At 57.8% G+C, this 20,688-nt stretch carries 19 protein-coding genes and 2 tRNA genes; 1 reads left to right on the top strand and 20 read right to left on the bottom strand.

Features of this window, described 5'->3' with window-relative positions; all coding sequences use genetic code 11:
- Positions 1–17 precede the first annotated feature (17 nt).
- The 19 genes from yedF to rlmE form a co-directional block, all read right to left on the bottom strand.
- Positions 18–257, bottom strand: a complete 240-nt coding sequence (gene yedF, locus ACRAWE_RS18755) for a sulfurtransferase-like selenium metabolism protein YedF (RefSeq protein ID WP_004933486.1) — start codon at positions 255–257, stop codon at positions 18–20.
- Positions 254–1,468 carry a selenium metabolism membrane protein YedE/FdhT gene (gene yedE, locus ACRAWE_RS18750; protein WP_019453334.1) on the bottom strand — a complete coding sequence of 405 codons (1,215 nt, stop codon included), beginning with the start codon at positions 1,466–1,468 and terminating at the stop codon, positions 254–256. Before yedE ends, yedF begins: the two co-directional genes overlap by 4 nt.
- Before the next feature lie 146 nt (positions 1,469–1,614).
- Complete coding sequence (locus ACRAWE_RS18745) at positions 1,615–3,546, bottom strand: DEAD/DEAH family ATP-dependent RNA helicase (RefSeq protein ID WP_342578821.1); 1,932 nt, start codon at positions 3,544–3,546, stop codon at positions 1,615–1,617.
- Positions 3,536–3,610, bottom strand: a complete 75-nt coding sequence (yrbN, locus tag ACRAWE_RS18740) for a protein YrbN (protein WP_223182019.1) — start codon at positions 3,608–3,610, stop codon at positions 3,536–3,538. The genes ACRAWE_RS18745 and yrbN overlap by 11 nt, the downstream gene beginning before the upstream one ends.
- 122 nt (positions 3,611–3,732) lie before the next feature.
- Positions 3,733–4,617, bottom strand: a complete 885-nt coding sequence (gene nlpI, locus ACRAWE_RS18735; RefSeq protein WP_004933495.1) for a lipoprotein NlpI — start codon at positions 4,615–4,617, stop codon at positions 3,733–3,735.
- 128 nt (positions 4,618–4,745) lie between these two features.
- The gene (gene pnp, locus ACRAWE_RS18730) at positions 4,746–6,863 is read right to left on the bottom strand and encodes a polyribonucleotide nucleotidyltransferase (RefSeq protein ID WP_019453336.1); all 2,118 of its coding nucleotides are present in this window, start codon (positions 6,861–6,863) and stop codon (positions 4,746–4,748) included.
- A gap of 256 nt (positions 6,864–7,119) precedes the next feature.
- Positions 7,120–7,389: a 30S ribosomal protein S15 gene (gene rpsO, locus ACRAWE_RS18725; RefSeq protein WP_004933502.1), complete on the bottom strand. Its 270-nt coding sequence runs from the start codon at positions 7,387–7,389 to the stop codon at positions 7,120–7,122.
- Between the two features lie 124 nt (positions 7,390–7,513).
- Complete coding sequence (gene truB / locus ACRAWE_RS18720; RefSeq protein WP_004933505.1) at positions 7,514–8,458, bottom strand: tRNA pseudouridine(55) synthase TruB; 945 nt, start codon at positions 8,456–8,458, stop codon at positions 7,514–7,516.
- The gene (gene rbfA, locus ACRAWE_RS18715; RefSeq protein WP_019453338.1) at positions 8,458–8,868 is read right to left on the bottom strand and encodes a 30S ribosome-binding factor RbfA; all 411 of its coding nucleotides are present in this window, start codon (positions 8,866–8,868) and stop codon (positions 8,458–8,460) included. Before rbfA ends, truB begins: the two co-directional genes overlap by 1 nt.
- Positions 8,869–8,938: 70 nt before the next feature.
- A complete protein-coding gene (gene infB, locus ACRAWE_RS18710) occupies positions 8,939–11,629 on the bottom strand; it encodes a translation initiation factor IF-2 (protein WP_019453339.1) in 2,691 nt (896 codons plus the stop codon).
- A 23-nt stretch (positions 11,630–11,652) separates the two neighbouring features.
- Complete coding sequence (gene nusA, locus ACRAWE_RS18705) at positions 11,653–13,161, bottom strand: transcription termination factor NusA (RefSeq protein ID WP_019453340.1); 1,509 nt, start codon at positions 13,159–13,161, stop codon at positions 11,653–11,655.
- Positions 13,162–13,182: 21 nt separating this feature from the next.
- Positions 13,183–13,635, bottom strand: a complete 453-nt coding sequence (gene rimP / locus ACRAWE_RS18700; RefSeq protein WP_004933515.1) for a ribosome maturation factor RimP — start codon at positions 13,633–13,635, stop codon at positions 13,183–13,185.
- 217 nt (positions 13,636–13,852) lie between these two features.
- Positions 13,853–13,929 (bottom strand) — tRNA-Met (locus tag ACRAWE_RS18695).
- A gap of 60 nt (positions 13,930–13,989) precedes the next feature.
- A tRNA-Leu gene (locus tag ACRAWE_RS18690) sits at positions 13,990–14,076 on the bottom strand.
- 70 nt (positions 14,077–14,146) lie between these two features.
- Positions 14,147–14,482: a preprotein translocase subunit SecG gene (gene secG / locus ACRAWE_RS18685; protein ID WP_004933519.1), complete on the bottom strand. Its 336-nt coding sequence runs from the start codon at positions 14,480–14,482 to the stop codon at positions 14,147–14,149.
- Positions 14,483–14,702: 220 nt separating this feature from the next.
- Positions 14,703–16,040, bottom strand: a complete 1,338-nt coding sequence (gene glmM / locus ACRAWE_RS18680) for a phosphoglucosamine mutase (protein ID WP_432525714.1) — start codon at positions 16,038–16,040, stop codon at positions 14,703–14,705.
- 6 nt (positions 16,041–16,046) lie between these two features.
- Positions 16,047–16,880: a dihydropteroate synthase gene (folP, locus tag ACRAWE_RS18675; protein WP_432525713.1), complete on the bottom strand. Its 834-nt coding sequence runs from the start codon at positions 16,878–16,880 to the stop codon at positions 16,047–16,049.
- Positions 16,881–16,972: 92 nt separating this feature from the next.
- The gene (gene ftsH, locus ACRAWE_RS18670) at positions 16,973–18,904 is read right to left on the bottom strand and encodes an ATP-dependent zinc metalloprotease FtsH (RefSeq protein ID WP_004933529.1); all 1,932 of its coding nucleotides are present in this window, start codon (positions 18,902–18,904) and stop codon (positions 16,973–16,975) included.
- Between the two features lie 56 nt (positions 18,905–18,960).
- Positions 18,961–19,590 (bottom strand): 23S rRNA (uridine(2552)-2'-O)-methyltransferase RlmE, encoded by a 630-nt coding sequence (rlmE, locus tag ACRAWE_RS18665; protein WP_004933533.1) that lies wholly within the window; start codon positions 19,588–19,590, stop codon positions 18,961–18,963.
- Between the two features lie 143 nt (positions 19,591–19,733).
- Here rlmE and yhbY point away from each other — a divergent pair, with 143 nt between their 5' ends.
- Positions 19,734–20,027, top strand: coding sequence for a ribosome assembly RNA-binding protein YhbY (gene yhbY, locus ACRAWE_RS18660; RefSeq protein ID WP_004933536.1), 294 nt, complete (start codon positions 19,734–19,736; stop codon positions 20,025–20,027).
- 112 nt (positions 20,028–20,139) lie between these two features.
- Here the strand turns inward: yhbY and greA are convergent, their stop codons facing one another.
- Positions 20,140–20,616 (bottom strand): transcription elongation factor GreA, encoded by a 477-nt coding sequence (greA, locus tag ACRAWE_RS18655; RefSeq protein WP_004933539.1) that lies wholly within the window; start codon positions 20,614–20,616, stop codon positions 20,140–20,142.
- Positions 20,617–20,688 lie beyond the last annotated feature (72 nt).

Raw genomic sequence — 20,688 nt, 5'->3', positions numbered from 1 at the left:
ACCCCACCGCCTTGGCGTTAACGCTGAATCAGATAGCGGATGGTCGGCCCATCCTGCTGAATATCCAGCACCTTGTAGCCGTGGTTGCGCGCATCGAGCGGGATGTTGTTGATCGACTGCGGGCAATCGCTGATCACCTCCAGGATCTCCCCCGGCTTCAGCTGCGGCATCGCCTCCAGCGTCGCCACCGCCGGGTACGGGCAAGGCTCGCCCAGCATGTCCAGCCGGTAGTCCGGCACTATCGTCGTCTCTTTCATGGCATGCTCCTCAAATTCACCACCTGCGCCTCAGGCCGGGCGCGGAAAAAGCGTTTCTCCCACCACAGCATGGCGGCGAAGGCCAGCGCCAGCAGCAGGTAAGTCACCAGCAGGCCGCCGATCGGGCCGAAGGTATCGAGCAGGTTAATCTTGTCGTAGTCGGTCGCCAGCGCCGGCGCCAGGTCGTCCCAGTAATAGGCCAGCAGCGTAGCGCCGATGATGTTGCCCAGCCCCACCCACCAGTAGTGCACCTGCCCTTCCACGGCGCGGTACATCCAGCCGGTCTCGCAACCGCCGGCCAGCACGATGCCGAAGCCGAACAGCAAACCGCCGAGCACCGCATTCGGGCCGGCCCACATGATCTTCGGCGCCACGCCCAGCTGCACATAGCTGAAGATACCGATGGCGCTCACCGCCATGCCGATGATGATGGCTTTCGCCATGTGGGTGCGCCCGGTGATCCACAGATCGCGGAACGCCGAAGTGAAGCAGATCTGCGCGCGCTCGATCAGCAGGCCAAAGCCGATGCCGAACAGCATGGCGATGCCGAGCTTCGGCGCATCGAACAGCGTCCACAGCGACCAGGCCACCGCCAGGCCGAAGATCGCCATGCCCAGCCGGAAACGGCGACGCGCCTGCTCAGGCTTCTGCGTCAGCGGCGCGGCGGCCTTCACCTTTTGCAACTTGATCGGAATGCGGAACATCGGCAGCAGCGTGAATTTGGCGCCGAAGTAGGAGCCGGCGGCGGTCGCCAGCGCGAAGAACCAGGCGTGCAACGAGAACTGCGGAATGCCGGTGAAAAATGCCGCCAGGTTGCAGCCCATCGCCAGGCGTGCGCCGAAGCCGGCGATGATGCCGCCCAGCAGCGCCTGCACGATGCGAATGCGGTGCTGCGGCTGACGCAGTTTGATGTTGTTGGCCCACAGCGCGGCGGCGATGCAGCCGGCGAACATGCCGATGATCATCCGCCCGTCGATGCGCTCCAGCGGCGTGCCCTGCAGGCCGATGACCTTGAAATAGCCCCACTGCTCGGGGTGCAGGCCGAACCACTGCAGCACATGGCCGCCCCAGCGGGTGAACTCGCCGGTCACCGCCCAGAAGGTGCCGGTCATGCCGAAGTAGTAGGTAGAAAGGATCCCGGCGGCGATCACCGCCGGCAGCGGCGCCCAAAAGCGCACCAGGTATTGAGATTTAAACTGCTGCCAACTCATGGCATCTCCCGTGCATATCATCCGTAAGAAAAAACCTTATGAATGATACGCCATTCAGGGACGTTTGACGGCAACTTTCAGGCATAAAAAAACCAGCCCGCAGGCTGGTTTTTCAGAGCGCTTCACCGCGAACGGCGAATCAGCGATTACGCGTCGCCGAAACGACGACGTGGTGCTGCCGGTGCGCCGTCATCACGGCGTGGCGCCGGCTTGCCGTCACGGTTGTAGTTACCGCCACGACGCTCGCCGCCGTTACCGCCTTCACGACGTTCGCCGAAGGAGCGACGTGGGCCGCCTTCGCGACGTTCGCCGTTGAACGGACGACCGTTGCCGCGACGCTCGCCACCGTTGCCACCGTTGCCACCGTCACGACGCTCGCGACGTTCGAACGGCTGTGCATCGCCCAGCAGTTGCATGTTCATCGGCTTGTTCAGAATGCGAGTGCGAGTGAAGTGATTCAGGATCTCGCCCGGCATACCTTTTGGCAGCTCGATGGTGGAGTGGGAAGCGAACAGCTTGATGTTACCGATGTAACGGCTGCTGATGTCGCCTTCGTTAGCGATAGCGCCAACGATGTGACGAACTTCAACGCCATCGTCACGGCCCACTTCGATGCGGTACAGCTGCATTTCGCCAACGTCACGACGTTCGCGACGCGGACGATCGCCGTCACGGCTGTCACGACGGTCGCCACGATCACCGCGACGATCGTCACGGTCGTTGAACTCGCGGCGCTGACGCGGCTTGAAGACCGGATCCGGCGGCAGGATCAGCGGACGTTCGCCCTGTGCCATTTTCAGCAGCGCTGCGGCCAGAGTTTCCATATCCAGCTCTTCTTCCGGCTGCAGTTTGGTCAGCAGTGCGCGGTACAGGTCCAGATCGCTGCTTTCCAGCTGCTGCTGAACTTTCGCGGCGAACTTGGCCAGACGACGCTCGCCCAGCAGTTCTGCGTTCGGCAGTTCCACTTCAGGGATGGTCAGCTTCATGGTGCGTTCGATGTTGCGCAGCAGGCGGCGTTCGCGGTTTTCCACGAACAGCAGCGCGCGGCCGGCGCGGCCCGCACGACCGGTACGGCCGATACGGTGAACGTAAGACTCGGAGTCCATCGGGATGTCGTAGTTGACAACCAGGCTGATGCGCTCAACGTCCAGGCCACGGGCCGCAACGTCGGTCGCGATCAGGATATCCAGACGACCGTCTTTCAGACGCTCCAGAGTCTGCTCACGCAGCGCCTGGTTCATGTCGCCGTTCAGCGCGGCGCTGCTGTAACCGCTGCGCTCCAGCGCTTCGGCCACTTCCAGGGTCGCGTTCTTGGTACGAACGAAGATGATCGCCGCGTCAAAGTCTTCGGCTTCCAAGAAACGCACCAGCGCTTCGTTTTTACGCATGCCGTAGACCGACCAGTAGCTCTGGCTGATGTCCGGACGGGTGGTCACGCTGGACTGGATGCGCACTTCCTGCGGCTCTTTCATGAAGCGGCGGGTGATGCGACGGATCGCTTCCGGCATGGTGGCGGAGAACAGCGCGGTCTGATGTTCAGCCGGGATCTCAGCCATGATGGTTTCTACGTCTTCGATAAAGCCCATGCGCAGCATTTCGTCGGCTTCATCCAGCACCAGGCCGCTCAGGTTAGAGAGGTTCAGGGTGCCGCGTTTCAGGTGGTCCAGCAGACGGCCTGGGGTACCCACAACGATTTGCGGGCCCTGGCGCAGAGCGCGCAGCTGCACGTCGTAACGCTGGCCGCCGTACAGGGCTACCACGTTGACGCCGTTCATGTGTTTGGAGAAATCGGTCATCGCTTCAGCAACCTGAACCGCCAGTTCGCGGGTCGGTGCCAGCACCAGGATCTGAGGTGCTTTCAGGTCTGCCTGCAGGTTGTGCAGCAGCGGCAGCGAGAACGCTGCAGTTTTACCACTACCGGTCTGTGCCATGCCCAGCACGTCGCGGCCGTTCAACAGGTGAGGAATACACTCAGCCTGGATCGGAGATGGTTTTTCATAGCCCAGATCGTTCAGGGCGGAAATGATTGGAGCAGACAGCCCCAGATCAGCAAAAGAGGTTTCAAACTCAGTCGTCATGTACACGTGCCTCATTAATAATGGCAGCCAGTCTACATAACTCGTCGAGAAAATTTTCAGTCATTTTCATTGAAAAGTGTGAACCGGCTCAAATTAGATTATAAAACGAACAAAAAAGCCCTCGCCCGTTAAGGCGATAACTTTGGTTAAAAACCAATGTCCATCAGGCTGATAGGTGTTCGTCAGCTATTGCTGGTCCGATTCCGATAGGTCGTCTTGCTCTTGGCCCAAAAGCGCCAATTCCAACAATGCATAGCGGTGCTCAACGAAGTTGTGAACGTTGTTAGACACCGTCAGTTTGAACAGCGCCGAAGCGGTGTCCTTGTCCCCCAGACTCAGGTAGTGTTTACCCAAATAGAAGTCAGTTTCACTGAGATGCTCAGCGAGCGAAGTGTTATCCGTTGCATCTGCCTTGAGGCGTTCCATCAGCGTTTTTTCGCTGATCTTGCCCAGGTAGAATTCGACAATATTCCATCCCCATTGCCCTCTGTCCGCTTTGTCATAGCGCTGCTGAAGCGCTACCTCGGCCTTCTTGGGATCGATTTCTCGCTCCACCAGATACAGCCATAACGAACGGAAGGGATCGTTTGGGTCGTCTTGATAAAACGCCTGCAGATCATCCTGCGCCAACGGGAAGCGGCCGCCATAATACAGTGCGATGCCCCGGTTTAAACGCGCGTAATTGTAAGTTGGATCAAGCTCTAGTACAGAATCAAACGCTTCATAGGCAGCATCAAAATTGCCTGCCTGCGTTAAGTAAATGCCCAGGTAGTTGAAAACTTCCGGCATGTCGGGACGTATCGCCAGCGCCTGCGAGAAATCATTGCGCGCTAATGCACGTAACCCGAGGCTATCATACAGCACACCGCGCTCATATAAAAGCTGTGCGCGTTCGTCATCCGTCAGTGCCCGGCTGGCAAGAATTTGTTCCATGCGCGCCAGGATCACTTCCTGCTGCAACGTTGGCTGCAACGGGATTGCCAAAACTTCGTCTTTACGCCAATCATGGTTGCTGCATCCTGCCAGCATGAGTGCTGTCGCAACGTAACACCAGCGCAAGAAAGGCTTCATTTCCCACTCCCGAAGACAAACATTGGATGAACGTCCTGTCCTCCGTTTGCTAAAACGCGGGCATCCTACCCGCGCGATACGAACAGCTCCCAACCCCATGGCGGGGAGCTGTAAAACTATCTATACAGTTATTCTGCTTCAGGCGCAGGTGAACCTGCTTCCGGCGCCATCGCTTCTTTGATGCTCAGACGCACGCGGCCCTGACGGTCAACTTCCAGTACCTTAACCGGCACTTCCTGACCCATCTGCAGATAGTCGGTCACTTTCTCGACGCGCTTGTCGGCGATCTGAGAAATGTGCACCAGACCTTCTTTACCACCGCCGATAGCGACGAACGCGCCGAAATCAACGATACGGGTCACTTTACCCTGGTAAATACGGCCCACTTCGATCTCTGCAGTGATCTCTTCGATACGACGGATAGCGAATTTCGCCTTCTCACCGTCGGTCGCTGCGATTTTAACTGTACCATCATCTTCAATTTCGATGGTAGTGCCAGTCTCTTCGGTCAGCGCGCGGATAACGGAACCGCCCTTACCGATCACGTCTTTAATCTTATCCGGGTTGATGCGGATAGTATGAATACGCGGTGCGAATTCGGAGATATCGCCGCGTGGGGTGCTGATAGCCTGTTCCATTACGCCCAGGATGTGCAGACGCGCGCCCTTGGCCTGGTTCAGAGCCACCTGCATGATTTCGCGGGTGATGCCTTCGATTTTGATGTCCATCTGCAGCGCGGTGATACCGTCGCGGCTACCGGCCACTTTGAAGTCCATGTCGCCCAGGTGATCTTCGTCACCCAGAATGTCGGACAGAACCACAAAGTTATCGGCTTCTTTCACCAGGCCCATCGCGATACCCGCAACGGCGGCCTTGATTGGCACACCGGCGTCCATCAGCGCCAGAGACGCGCCGCACACGGAAGCCATGGAAGAAGAACCGTTGGATTCGGTGATTTCAGACACCACGCGAACCGTGTACGGGAAATCTTCCGGTTTAGGCATCATAGCCAATACGCCGCGTTTCGCCAGGCGACCGTGACCGATTTCACGACGCTTAGGAGAACCGACCATGCCGGTTTCGCCTACGGAGTACGGAGGGAAGTTGTAGTGGAACAGGAAGCTGTCGGTCTTCTCGCCCATCAGCTCGTCCAGGTTCTGGGCGTCGCGCGCGGTGCCCAGGGTCGCGGTAACCAGCGCCTGAGTTTCGCCACGGGTGAACAGCGCAGAACCGTGGGTGCGCGGCAGTACGCCGGTGCGCACGTCCAGGCCACGGATCATGTCTTTTTCACGGCCGTCGATACGCGGCTCGCCACGCAGTACGCGGCTGCGCACCACGTTCTTCTCGACGTTGCCCAGGATGTCCTGGATTTCGCCGGCGTCCAGCGTTTCGTCCTGCGCCAGCAGGGTTTCAACTACGCTGTCTTTGATCGCGTCAACCTGAGCGTAACGCTCTTGTTTTTCGGTGATGTGGTAAGCGTCGCCCAGGCGAGCTTCGGCCAGTTCAGCCACGCGCGCGTGCAGCGCTTCGTTGACCGCAGGCGCCTGCCAATCCCACTTCGGTTTGCCGGCTTCGGCAACCAGAGCGTTGATGTTCTCGATAACCACTTGCTGCTGGTCGTGGCCGAATACCACGGCACCCAGCATCTGATCTTCGCTCAGCACGTCCGCTTCGGATTCAACCATCAGCACCGCACCGGCAGTACCAGCAACCACCAGGTCCAGACGGCTTTCTTTCAGCTCGTCGGTCGTCGGGTTCAGCACGTACTGATCGTTGATGTAACCTACGCGCGCTGCGCCGATTGGGCCGTTGAACGGAATACCGGACAGGCTCAGGGCGGCAGAGGCACCGATCATCGCAACGATGTCCGGGTTCACCTGCGGGTTAACGGAAACCACGGTCGCGATCACCTGAACTTCGTTCAGGAAGTTGTCCGGGAACAGTGGACGGATCGGACGGTCAATCAGACGGGAAGTCAGGGTCTCGCCTTCGCTCGGACGGCCTTCGCGACGGAAGAAGCTGCCCGGGATACGACCAGCGGCGTAGGTACGCTCTTGGTAGTTAACGGTCAGCGGGAAGAAGCTCTGGCCCGGCTTGGCTTTTTTCTGGCCAACAACGGTAACGAAGACGGCGGTGTCATCCATGCTCACCATAACGGCGGCGGTGGCCTGACGAGCCATCATACCGGTTTCGATGGTGACGGTATGCTGGCCATACTGGAATTTGCGAATGATCGGTGTCAGCAAAATTATATCCTTGATTAGCGGCGCGCAATCGCATTGACGACTCGACACGCCTGTGACTCGATTTGCCTTCTCACTACATCCTCGCGACTAATGACAATCCTTATCTCAGGCGGGAGATAAAGCCTCTCATTAGCCGCGCGAACCTCTGTAACGGAAGAGCCTGTTTGGAAACATCAGTAATACATTAACCTGATTTGCTTATGCTTCCTAGAAGAAAGGGGCCAAAATAGGCCCCTTTCCACTGAAACTTGCTAGATTAGCGACGCAGACCCAGACGCTCGATCAGGCTGGTGTAACGTGCTACATCTTTACGCTTCAGGTAGTCCAGCAGCTTACGACGCTGAGAAACCATACGCAGCAGACCACGACGGCTGTGGTGATCTTTTTTGTGCTCGGAGAAGTGGCCTTGCAGATGGTTGATCTGCGCAGTCAGCAGGGCAACCTGAACTTCGGTAGAACCGCTGTCGTTAGTACCACGACCGAAATCAGCTACGATTTGAGCTTTAGCTTCAACACTTAGAGACATTGTAATACTCCAGATTATAGATAATAAAAACAGGCGCCGATCTCTAATTCAGCAACCCAATGCATAAGCTGCGCCATTCTACTCTTAGCGCAGTGCGATCGCAAGGCGACGCAGTGCCCCGCCGTCAGTCGAAATGTTCGACCACCAGGCGGCGCGGCGCCACGCGACCATCCTCGGCGATGTCGCCAACGCCGATGAATTTCCGCTCTTCACCCTCGGTGATACGCACCATACCGGAGGCCGGCGCACCGGCCACCTGCACCGGCTGCCCCTGCTTGACGTAGCCCGCCACCACCGGCAGCAAATTCACTTCCGGATAGTTCTCAACCGGGCTGTCCATCGGCATCAGCAGCGGATCGAGCAGCTCGCCGGGGGCGATCGCTTGTTCCTGCGCCTGCGCCAGCAAGGCGTTCAGCTGTTCCAGCGTCACCATGCGCGCGATCGGGTAAGTCGCCACCTGCAGGCGACGCAGATAGATCACGTGCGCGCCGCAGCCCAGCAGCTCGCCGAGATCGTCGGTGATGGTGCGGATGTAAGTGCCTTTCGAGCAGTGAATCTCCAGCTCCAGCTCATCCCCTTCCCAGCGGATAAACTGCAGCTCGTACACCGTGATGCTGCGCGCTTCGCGCGGCACTTCAATCCCCTGGCGCGCATACTCGTAGAGTTTCTTGCCCTGGTATTTCAGCGCCGAATACATCGACGGCACCTGCTGGATGTCGCCGCGGAAGGTGTCCAGCGCCGCGTCGAGCTGCGCCTGGGTGAAGTTCACCGGGCGCTCCTGCACGATCTGACCGTCGGCGTCCGAGGTATCGGTACGCTGCCCCAGCTTGGCGATCACCCGATAGCGCTTGTCGGAATCGAGCAGATATTGCGAAAACTTGGTCGCTTCACCCAGGCAGATAGGCAGCATGCCGGTCGCCAGCGGATCGAGCGCGCCGGTGTGACCCGCCCGGTTGGCGTTGTACAGGCGCTTTACTTTTTGCAGCGCATCGTTGGACGACAAACCCTGCGGCTTGTCCAGCAACAGCACGCCGTGGATATCACGGCCGCGGCGACGAGGGCGACTCATCAGTCCTCCTTGTCATCGCCTGAGGCGGAACGGCGCTCGGCGTCGTTCTTCACCACGTTGGTCACCAGGTTGGACATGCGCATGCCTTCCACCAGGGAGTTATCGTAGGCGAAGGTCAGCTCCGGCACCACGCGCAGGCGCATCGCTTTGCCCAGCAGGGTGCGGATGTAACCGGAAGCGTCTTGCAACGCTTTGATGCCGTTGTTGACCAGATCCGGATCGTGGTTCTCGGTCAGCACGTTCAGGAAGGTGACGTAAACCTTGGCGTACGCCAGATCACGGGACACTTCCACGCCGGAAACGGTCGCCATGCCGACGCGCGGATCTTTCACTTCACGCTGCAGAATGATCGCAATCTCTTTCTGCATCTCTTGCGCCACGCGTTGACCGCGGCTGAATTCTTTTGCCATTTTGGATTCTCCAGACAAATCGGGGGGCACAAAGGCCCCCCGTAAACAGATATAAGCAGATGTGCAATCGTTAAGCGATGGTGCGTTGGATCTCAATGATCTCGAACACTTCGATCATGTCGCCGACGCGCACGTCGTTATAGTTCTTAACGCCGATACCACATTCCATGCCGTTACGGACTTCGTTAACGTCATCTTTGAAGCGGCGCAGGGATTCCAGCTCGCCTTCATAGATAACCACGTTGTCGCGCAGTACGCGGATTGGGTTGTGACGCTTGATGGTCCCTTCGGTAACCATACAGCCGGCGATAGCGCCGAACTTAGGCGATTTGAACACGTCGCGCACTTCGGCCAGGCCGATGATCTGCTGCTTGTATTCCGGCGCCAGCATACCGCTCATCGCCTGCTTCACTTCGTCGATCAGGTTATAGATCACGGAGTAGTAACGCAGATCCAGGCTTTCCGCTTCGATCACGCGGCGCGCAGAAGCGTCGGCACGCACGTTGAAGCCCAGGATGATGGCGTTGGAAGCCGCAGCCAGCGTCGCGTCAGTTTCGGTGATACCACCTACGCCGGAGCCGACAATCTTCACCTTCACTTCGTCGGTGGAGAGTTTCAGCAGCGAGTCGCTGATCGCTTCGCAAGAACCCTGAACGTCGGATTTCAGTACGATGTTCAGCTCGGACACTTCGCCGTCGGTCATGTTGGCGAACATGTTTTCCAGCTTGGACTTCTGCTGACGCGCCAGTTTGACTTCGCGGAACTTGCCCTGACGATACAGCGCCACTTCACGCGCTTTCTTCTCGTCACGCACTACGGTCGCTTCGTCACCCGCTGCAGGCACGCTGGACAGACCCAGGATTTCCACAGGGATAGACGGACCGGCGGAGGTCACTTCACGGCCCAATTCGTCGCGCATCGCACGCACACGGCCGTATTCGAAGCCACACAGGACGATGTCGCCCTTGTTCAGCGTACCTTCCTGAACCAGCACGGTAGCCACTGGGCCACGGCCTTTATCCAGGAAGGACTCGATCACTACGCCGCTCGCCATGCCGCTGCGTACCGCTTTCAGTTCCAGAACTTCGGCCTGCAGCAGGATAGCCTGCAGCAGTTCGTCGATACCGGTACCGGCTTTCGCGGACACGTGGACGAACTGCGCTTCGCCGCCCCACTCTTCCGGCATAACGCCGTACTGAGACAGTTCCTGCTTAACGCGGTCCGGATCGGCTTCCGGTTTGTCGATTTTGTTAACCGCAACCACCAATGGCACCTGCGCCGCTTTCGCGTGCTGGATAGCTTCGATGGTCTGTGGCATCACGCCGTCATCAGCCGCCACCACCAGAACCACGATGTCAGTTGCCTGAGCACCGCGAGCACGCATCGAGGTAAACGCGGCGTGGCCCGGGGTATCCAGGAAGGTGATCATGCCGTTCTCGGTTTCTACGTGGTAGGCACCGATGTGCTGGGTAATGCCGCCGGCTTCGCCCGCCGCCACTTTAGTGGAGCGGATGTAGTCCAGCAGAGAGGTTTTACCGTGGTCAACGTGGCCCATGATGGTCACGACCGGCGCACGCGGTTCAGCCGCAGCGCCCGTATCACGGTCGCTCATCAGCGCTTCTTCCAGCTCGTTTTCACGACGCAGGATAACTTTGTGGCCCATCTCTTCGGCAACCAGCTGTGCGGTTTCCTGGTCGATAACCTGGTTGATGGTGGCCATGGCGCCCAGCTTCATCATCACTTTGATGACCTGAGAACCTTTTACCGCCATCTTGTTGGCCAGCTCGGCTACGGTGATGGTTTCACCGATCACCACGTCGCGGTTAACCACCTGCGCCGGCTTGTTGAAGCCCTGCTGCAGAGCGCTAGGCTTGCGTTTGCCGCCTTTACCGCCACGGGTAACGGCGCGCGCTTCTTCGCGATCCGCTTTGGATTCGGACAGCTTGTTGCCTTTCTTCTGCTTGGTGGCTTTGCCGCCGCGGGTGCGGCTGCGACGATCGCCTTCAACTTTGGCGTCGTTTTCGTCTTCAGCAGCACGGGCGTGCTGAGAGGTGGTCACGTGATAGTCGGCGCTTTCAACCGCAGCGCTTGCCGCGTCGGCTTGGGCCCACTTCTCGCCGTTCTCTTCGGCCATGCGGCGGGCTTCTTCCGCCACGCGCTTGGCTTCCTCTTCAACCTTGCGGCGCACTTCCTCTTCCGCTTTGCGTTTCAGTTCAGCGGCTTCGGCTTCACGGCGTGCTTTTTCCGCCTGAGCTGGCTTGGTCATTTCGTCGGTATGTTGATTGGTCACTTTTTCTTTTTCCGCTGAATTACGCTTAGCAATCTCCGCGGCCTCACGTTTGGCTTGCTCTTCGGCTGCGCGCTTCGCTTCCGCTTCGCGTTTTGCGAGCTCTTCCGCTTCGCGCCGTGCCTGCTCTTCCGCTTCACGCTGTGCCTGCTCTGCCGCTTCAGCCAACTGGGCTTCCTGCGTATCGCGATTTACATAAGTGCGTTTCTTGCGGACCTCAATTTGCACCGATTTACTTTTACCGCCGGTGCTCGGGATATTCAAGGTGCTGCGCGTTTTGCGCTGCAAAGTGAGTTTACCCGGCGCGCTGCCGTGTTCACGGTTCAGGTGCGCCAGCAATGTTTCTTTTTCTTGCTGGGTAACAGAGTCCGACTCGGACTTGTTGATCCCTGCATCAGCAAACTGCTGTACCAGGCGATCAACCGGAGTCTGAATCTCTGCTGCCAGCGATTTTACGGTTACATCTGTCGTCATGCTGTTCCTTCCTGCTACAGTTATTACGCGTTGTCGCCAAACCAACAGATATTGCGTGCAGCCATGATCAGCTCGCCGGCTTGCTCATCGCTAAGCCCTTCAATATCAGCCAGATCGTCAACACCCTGCTCGGCAAGATCTTCCAGCGTACAAACCCCACGCGCGGCCAGTTTAAAGGCCATGCTGCGCTCAAGACCCGGCAGGTTGAGCAAATCGTCGGCCGGTTTGTTGTCGCCCAGGCTTTCTTCTTGTGCCAGGGCCAGCGTGGTCAATGCAGCTTTGGCGCGTTCGCGCAATGCTTCAACCGTATCTTCATCCAGACCGTCGATTTCCAACAGCTCTTTGATCGGCACGTAGGCCAGCTCTTCCAGCGTGGAGAAGCCTTCTTCAACCAGTACGGTGGCGAAATCTTCGTCGATATCAAGATACTTGGTGAAGGTATCAATAGCGGCATGAGCCTCGGCCTGGTGCTTGGCCTGCAGGTCGTCCGCCGTCATCACGTTCAGTTCCCAACGATCGTCGCCGCGGTGTTGTTTCAGCAGCTGGGAAGCCAAACGCACGTTTTGGCCGTTACGGCCGATCGCCTGCGCCAGGTTGCTGGCTTCAACGGCGATATCCATGGTGCAGTTATCTTCGTCTACCACGATCGACGCGACGTCGGCCGGCGCCATGGCGTTGATGACGAATTGCGCAGGGTTGTCATCCCACAGGATGATGTCGATACGTTCGCCGCCGAGCTCGCTCGACACGGCCTGAACGCGCGCACCGCGCATGCCTACGCAAGCGCCGACCGGGTCGATGCGCTTGTCGTTGGTTTTCACTGCAATTTTCGCGCGGGAGCCAGGATCGCGGGCTGCCGCTTTAATTTCAATCACTTCTTCGCCGATTTCCGGCACTTCGATGCGGAACAGTTCTTTCAGCATTTCCGAGCTGGAACGGCTGACGAACAGCTGCGCGCCGCGAGCTTCAGGACGCACGGCGTACAATACGCCGCGAATGCGGTCGCCCGGACGGAAGTTTTCGCGCGGCAGCATGTCTTCACGGCCAATCACCGCTTCGGCGTTGTTGCCCAGATCCAGCGCGATGCTGTCGCGGTTCACTTTCTTCACCACGCCGGTGACGATCTCGCCTTCGTGTTCACGGAAAGCGTCGACCACCATCGCACGCTCGGCTTCGCGCACTTTCTGCACGATAACCTGTTTGGCGGTTTGGGTGGTGATACGGTCGAAGGTCACGGATTCGATCTGATCTTCGACGTAGCCGCCGAGCTCGATGCTCGGATCTTCAAACTGAGCGGCTTCCAGCGTGATTTCACGCGTTGGCTGAGTCACTTCGTCTACGGCGACCCAACGGCGGAAGGTATCGAAATCGCCGGTTCTACGGTCAATGCTGACGCGCACGTCGATTTCCTGCTCGTATTTTTTCTTGGTTGCGGTGGCTAATGCAGTTTCCAGCGCTTCGAAAATCTTCTCGCGCGGAAGGGATTTTTCATTGGAAACTGCTTCAACAACAGCCAGAATCTCTTTGTTCATCCTAGTTGCCTCTTCCAAACTTTAAAAGTGGGGTACCAGGTTCGCTTTCTGGATGTTGCTCAGCGCGAACACTTCATCTTTCCCTTCCACAGTAACCGTGATCATCTCGCCTTCGACAGACTTGATAATACCCTGCCACTTGCGACGGTTCTGTACCGCCATGCGCAGGACCAGGCTGACTTCTTCACCGAGGTAACGCGTATAGTGTTCTGCGGTGAACATCGGGCGATCAAGGCCAGGAGAGGAGACTTCCAAGTTGTAAGCGACCGTGATTGGATCTTCGACGTCCAATACAGCGCTGACCTGGTGGCTGACATCAGCGCAATCATCAACATTGATGCCGTTGTCACTATCAATATAGATGCGGAGCGTCGATTGGCGCGCACGAATGAATTCGATGCCTACAAGCTCAAAGCCCAACGCTTCTACGGGTGCCGAAAGCATCTCTGTTAACTGTTGCTCTAATGTGGACAAGCCCACCCCCAAGACATAAAAAAAGGGCTAAATAGCCCAGTGATTCTGTTGCCAAATAACAAAAAACCCCGAAAAATCGGGGCTTTATGCAACTGGACCCTGTTTGCCGCTAGGCGGCCTCGGTACAACTTTCGAGCAAGTGTCATTTTCAAATGTTGATCGAGAAAAGCGGGTTTCAATCGAAAAGTGTATTTGAAAATAAACACTTAAAGGAAAGTGGTTGCGGGGGCCGGATTTGAACCGACGACCTTCGGGTTATGAGCCCGACGAGCTACCAGGCTGCTCCACCCCGCGTCCGAAAACGTGGCAAATACTACGCCGATAATCGCAAAATTGCAAGTTATCTCTGGGATTTGGTACCGAGGATGGGACTCGAACCCACAAGCCCGTTAGGGCACTACCACCTCAAGGTAGCGTGTCTACCAATTCCACCACCTCGGTACTGATTCTTACTGCTAACGGCCGTTGTTCTTTCGAGTTCACAACCACCGTTTTCAAACTCTGTTGCGGCTTACTGCGGGATATCGCTGCTCGGTTTGGCTGGTGCCGCCGGCGCGGTTGTCTGCTCAGTTTTCACTGGCTGACCCAGGTTTTCCCACTCGCTGCCTTTCTTGCTTTGGTTGCTGCTGAGGTTGCCCAGAATCAGGCTGATGACGAAGAACAGCGTCGCCAGCACAGCAGTCATGCGGGTCATAAAGTTACCGGAACCACTCGAACCGAACAGCGTGCCTGATGCACCTGCTCCGAAAGAGGCTCCCATATCAGCGCCTTTACCTTGCTGCAGCATAATCAGAGCAACCAGCCCGATTGAGATCAGCAGGAAAATTACCAGAAGAGCTTCGTACATAGTAGTACCCGTATCCTTGCGGCCTAACCGCATGCCAAATGCTTCACACTCATCAAGCAGGCGCTTTTAAAAACTGCCTACTGAAGCGGGTGTGAATACTAACCAAAGCCGCCAACCCGCGCAAGGGCAATTTGCAGCCGCCGGCGCGTTTGCGGAAAAAAACGCCAACAATCGCCTGTTCGGGCTCAGCGTTGCCGAGCCCGGCGGCTAACTGTCTGTTTTAACCTGCGGATTTCACCGCGTCGGCGATGCGATGCGCCAGCGCGGTCACCTGCTGCTCGTCCTCGCCTTCCACCATCACGCGGATCAGCGGTTCGGTGCCCGATTTGCGCAGCAGCACCCGGCCGCGACCGGCCAGCTCGGCTTCCACCTGCTCGGTGACTTTACGCACCGCTTCGGATTCCAGCGGATTATGCTCGCCGGCGAAGCGCACATTGACCAGGATCTGCGGCAACAGCTTCATGCCGCTGCACAAATCGTGCAGGCTCATGTGGTTGCGCACTATGGCGGTCAGCACCTGCAGCCCGGCCACGATGCCGTCGCCGGTGGTGGTTTTGTCCAGCAGGATCACATGGCCGGAGTTTTCCGCGCCGATGCGCCAGCCCAACTCCTGCAGCTTCTCCAGCACATAGCGGTCGCCCACCTTGGCGCGGGCGAACGGAATGCCCAGCTGCTTCAGCGCCAGCTCCAGCCCCATGTTGCTCATCAGGGTGCCGACCGCGCCGCCGCGCAGCTGGCCTTGACGCAGGCCTTCACGCGCGATGATGTACAGGATCTGATCGCCGTCCACCTTGTTGCCCAAATTGTCCACCATCATCACGCGATCGCCGTCGCCGTCGAACGCCAGGCCCACGTGCGCTTTTTCTTTGAGTACGCGCTCCTGCAGCTGACGCACGTCGGTGGCGCCGCATTTTTCGTTGATATTCATGCCGTCCGGCTCAACGCCGATGGCGATCACCGTGGCGCCCAATTCGCGCAGCACGCTCGGCGCAATGTGGTAAGTGGCGCCGTTGGCGCAGTCGACCACGATCTTCAGCCCTTTCAGGCTCAGCTCGCTCGGGAAGGTGCCTTTACAGAATTCGATATAGCGGCCGGCGGCGTCGATGATGCGGCTGGCTTTACCCAGTTCGGCGGACTCCACGCAGGTCAGCGGTTTTTCCATCTCGGCTTCAATCGCCTCTTCGACGTTGTCCGGCAGTTTGGCGCCGTCTATCGAGAAGAATTTGATGCCGTTGTCGTAAAACGGGTTATGTGAGGCGGAGATGACGATGCCCGCTTCGGCGCGGAAGGTGCGCGTCAGATAGGCTACCGCCGGCGTCGGCATCGGCCCGGTGAAAGAGGCAGAAAGCCCCGCGGCCGCCAGGCCGGCTTCCAACGCGGACTCCAGCATGTAACCGGAGATGCGCGTGTCCTTGCCGATGATGATCTTGCGCGAACCGTGGCGCGCCAGCACCTTGCCGGCCGCCCAACCCAGCTTCAGCACGAAGTCGGGGGTGATGGGGCTGTCCCCGACTTTGCCGCGGATGCCGTCGGTACCGAAATATTTGCGCTCGCTCATGTCTTACTATTCCTTTGCTGAAAGTGTTGCCTCGACGACACGCATCGCCTCGACGGTTTCTTTAACGTCATGCACTCTGACAATCTGCGCGCCCTGCATCGCCGCGATCACTGCGCAGGCCACGCTGCCGATAACCCGTTGATCCGGCGGCACGTTCAGCAGTTGTCCAATCATCGATTTGCGCGACATGCCGACCAGCAGCGGCAAACCGAACCGATGAAACTCCGACAACCGAGCCAGAAGCTGATAGTTGTGCGCCAAATTTTTACCGAAACCGAAGCCGGGGTCGAGCAGCAATTTCTGATTTGTTATCCCCGCCTCATTGCAGCGCCGGATATGGTGTTCAAAAAACGTCTGAACGTCGGCGATCAGATCGTCGTAGTGCGGCGCCTGCTGCATGGTGCGCGGCTGCCCCTGCATGTGCATCAGGCAGACCGGCAGGCCGCTTTCCGCCGCCGCCGCCAGGGCGCCCGGCTCCTGCAGCGAACGGATGTCGTTGATCAGATGGGCGCCGGCCTGCGCCGATTCGCGGATCACGCCCGCCTTCGAAGTATCGACCGAGATAAAGACCTCGAAGCGCTGCGCCAGCGCTTCCACCACCGGCACGACCCGTTCCAATTCTTCCTCTTCGCTCACCTCCGCCGCCCCCGGCCTTGTCGATTCGCCGCCGACGTCGATCATCGTGGCGCCAGCCGAAATCAGCGCGTGCGCGTGCAGCAGAGCCTGGTTCAGGGTGTTGTGACGGCCGCCGTCTGAAAACGAATCCGGCGTCACGTTGAGGATACCCATCACCTGCGGATGGGAGAGATTGAGCGTCATGTCGCGCACGGTTAACTGCATGGTTGATCCACCTTACTGTTGCCTGGTTCACTGCCCGCCGGGCAAAAAAAAACCCCGGCGTACCGGGGTTTGATGTTATTACACAGCCGTTGTTACTTGTCGAGCTGTTCGGACATGGTGTTGCCCGGCGTTGGGGTGCGCGGCTCATCTACCGGCGTCGGGGCTTTCGGGGTGCCGCCGTTGTCGGAACTGTTGCCTTTGTTCGCATCGTCCCAGCCAGCCGGCGGACGCACGTCTTTGCGGTTCATCAGATCGTCGATCTGCGGCGCATCGATGGTTTCATACTTCATCAGCGCATCCTTCATCGAGTGCAGGATGTCCATGTTTTCCATCAGCAGCGAGCGAGCACGCGTGTAGTTGCGTTCGATCAGCGACTTCACTTCCTGGTCGATGATACGCGCGGTCTCATCCGACATGTGCTTCGCCTTGGCCACGGAACGGCCCAGGAACACTTCACCCTCTTCTTCCGCATACAGCAGCGGCCCCAGCTTCTCGGAGAAGCCCCATTGGGTCACCATGTTGCGGGCGATGGAGGTCGCCACTTTGATGTCGTTCGACGCGCCGGTAGACACTTTTTCCGGCCCGTAGATGATCTCTTCCGCCAGACGGCCGCCGTACAGGGTGGAGATTTGGCTCTCCAGCTTCTGACGGCTGGCGCTGATCGCATCCCCTTCCGGCAGGAAGAAGGTCACGCCAAGCGCACGGCCACGAGGAATGATGGTGACCTTGTGTACCGGATCGTGTTCAGGAACCAGGCGGCCAATGATGGCGTGGCCCGCTTCGTGATACGCGGTCGACTCTTTCTGCGCTTCGGTCATCACCATGGAGCGACGTTCCGCACCCATCATGATCTTGTCTTTGGCTTTCTCGAACTCCACCATCGACACCACGCGCTTGTTGCCGCGGGCGGCGAACAGCGCCGCTTCGTTGACCAGGTTAGCCAGGTCAGCACCGGAGAAGCCCGGCGTACCGCGCGCAATGACGGAAGCGTCGATGTCGGCGGCCAACGGCACGCGGCGCATGTGCACCTTCAGGATCTGCTCACGGCCACGCACATCCGGCAGCCCGACCACGACCTGACGGTCGAAACGGCCCGGACGCAGCAGCGCAGGGTCAAGCACGTCCGGACGGTTGGTAGCCGCGATGACGATGATGCCCTCGTTGCCTTCGAAACCGTCCATCTCAACCAGCATCTGGTTCAGGGTTTGCTCGCGCTCATCGTGACCGCCACCCAGGCCGGCGCCACGCTGGCGGCCGACGGCGTCGATTTCATCGATGAAGATGATGCACGGCGCGGCTTTTTTCGCTTGTTCGAACATGTCACGCACGCGGGATGCACCCACGCCGACGAACATTTCGACGAAGTCGGAACCGGAAATGGTGAAGAACGGCACCTTCGCTTCGCCGGCGATCGCTTTCGCCAACAGCGTTTTACCGGTCCCCGGCGGGCCAACCATCAGCACGCCTTTCGGGATCTTGCCGCCCAGCTTCTGGAAACGGCTCGGTTCGCGCAGGTATTCCACCAGTTCGCTCACCTCTTCTTTCGCTTCGTCACAACCGGCAACGTCGGCGAAAGTAGTCTTGATCTGGTCTTCCGTCAGCATGCGGGCCTTGCTCTTGCCGAAGGACATCGCGCCCTTGCCGCCGCCGCCCTGCATTTGCCGCATAAAGAAGATCCAGACCCCGATCAGCAACAGCATCGGGAACCACGAGATAAAGATAGAAGCCAGCAGGCTCGGCTCTTCAGGCGGCTCGCCGACAACTTTTACGTTCTTCGTTAACAACGTATCCAGCAACTTCGGATCGTTGACAGGGATGTAGGTCGTGTATTTGTTACTGTCTTTCTTGGTAACGTTAATTTCACGCCCGTTGATTCGCGCTTCGCGAACCTGGTCCTGGGTCAGTTCGGACATGAAGGTAGAGTAATCCACCCTACGGCCATTCGACTCGCTGGGCCCAAAGCTCTGGAATACAGACATCAACACTACTGCGATGACTAACCAGAGAATTAGGTTTTTCGCCATGTCACTCAAGGGATTAACCTCATCTTACAACTGTGTTAACAAACAGCGTTAGGGTACTACAGTTTGCGCCCTGTCGCTACAATGTACACTTCGCGCGAACGGGCGCGGGAAGCGTCTGGCTTACGAATCTTAACCTTCGTAAACAGGGAGCGAATTTCCCGTAGGTACTCGTCAAAGCCATCTCCCTGGAACACCTTCACCAGGAAACTTCCGCCTGGTGCGAGGACATCACGACACATATCCAGCGCCAACTCCACCAGATACATCGACCTTGGAATATCGACGGCCGGGGTGCCACTCATATTCGGGGCCATATCGGACATGACCACCTGAACCTTACTCTCGCCTACTCGTTCCAACAGTGCCTTCAGCACCAGTTCATCACGAAAATCGCCCTGAAGGAAATCGACGCCAACGATAGGATCCATTGGCAAAATATCACAGGCGATGATGCGACCGGTACCGCCGATTTGGGTGACCACATACTGCGACCAACCGCCCGGCGCGGCGCCCAGGTCAACCACAGTCATGCCCGGCTTGAACAGTTTGTCGCTCTGCTGTATTTCATCAAGTTTAAACCAGGCGCGGGATCGCAGTCCCTTTTTCTGCGCCTGCTGCACATATTTATCGCTAAAGTGTTCTTGTAACCAGCGACTGGAGCTAGCCGAACGCTTTTTATTAGCCATCTCGTTTTCCAACTATCATAAAAAGAGTCTTATGTCAGGGTCGCTGCTCACGTAGACTCACACCGGTGAAGACCGATTTGGTGATATACATGAGATGGCGGTAGAATGTACCGTTTTCAATCCCAACTTAAGCAAAAAAGACAATGAATCTGAATAATAAACAAAAACAGCACCTGAAAGGCCTGGCGCATCCGTTAAAACCGGTGGTGATGCTGGGCAATAACGGTCTTACCGAAGGGGTGCTGGCTGAAATTGAACAGGCTCTGGAGCATCATGAGCTGATCAAGGTAAAAATCGCCGCTGAAGATCGCGAAACCAAGACCCTGATCGCCGACGCTATCGTGCGCGAAACGGGCGCCTGCAATGTGCAGGTTATCGGCAGTACGCTTATTCTTTACCGCCCTTCGAAAGAGCGCAAGATCAGTCTACCGCGTTAATAACCATCAGGTTAAAGAAAAGGTGCCATGCGCCTGACGAAGATAAAAGGCCGCTTGCGGCCTTTTTCCTATCTTTACAAAACGTTGGCGCATTAATGACCAACGGCCTCGATCAGAGATACTCGACCTTCAGGATCTCGTATTCCACGTCGCCGCCTGGGGTTTTGATCACCACCACATCGTCTTGCTCTTTGCCGATCAGACCGCGCGCCATCGGCGAGTTTACCGAAATCAGATTTTTCTTGAAATCGGCCTCATCGTCGCCAACGATGCGGTAAGTCACTTCTTCTTCACTGTCCAGATTCATCACCGATACGGTGGCGCCGAAGATCACCCGGCCGGTGTTCGGCATTTTGGTGATGTCGATCACCTGAGCATTGGACAGCTTGGCTTCGATTTCCTGAATGCGGCCTTCGCAGAAACCCTGCTGTTCGCGGGCGGCGTGGTACTCGGCGTTCTCTTTCAGATCGCCGTGTTCGCGCGCTTCAGCGATATCCGCAATGATTTTCGGGCGGCGCACGCTTTTCAGATATTCGAGCTCTTCGCGCAGTTTTTCAGCGCCAAACAAGGTCATCGGAATTTGGTTCATCGTATAAATACCTCTAAATCTTTCCTGTTCAAATAACCGTCATCCTGACGTATTCGTATGAAAACACGGTTG

This window comes from Serratia sp. BFP-2025 (genome assembly GCF_050880365.1).
In the GTDB taxonomy this organism is placed as follows: Bacteria; Pseudomonadota; Gammaproteobacteria; order Enterobacterales; family Enterobacteriaceae; genus Serratia; species Serratia surfactantfaciens.
Note: the sequence above shows the minus strand (reverse complement) of the source record. Positions and strands in the feature narration are given on the sequence as shown.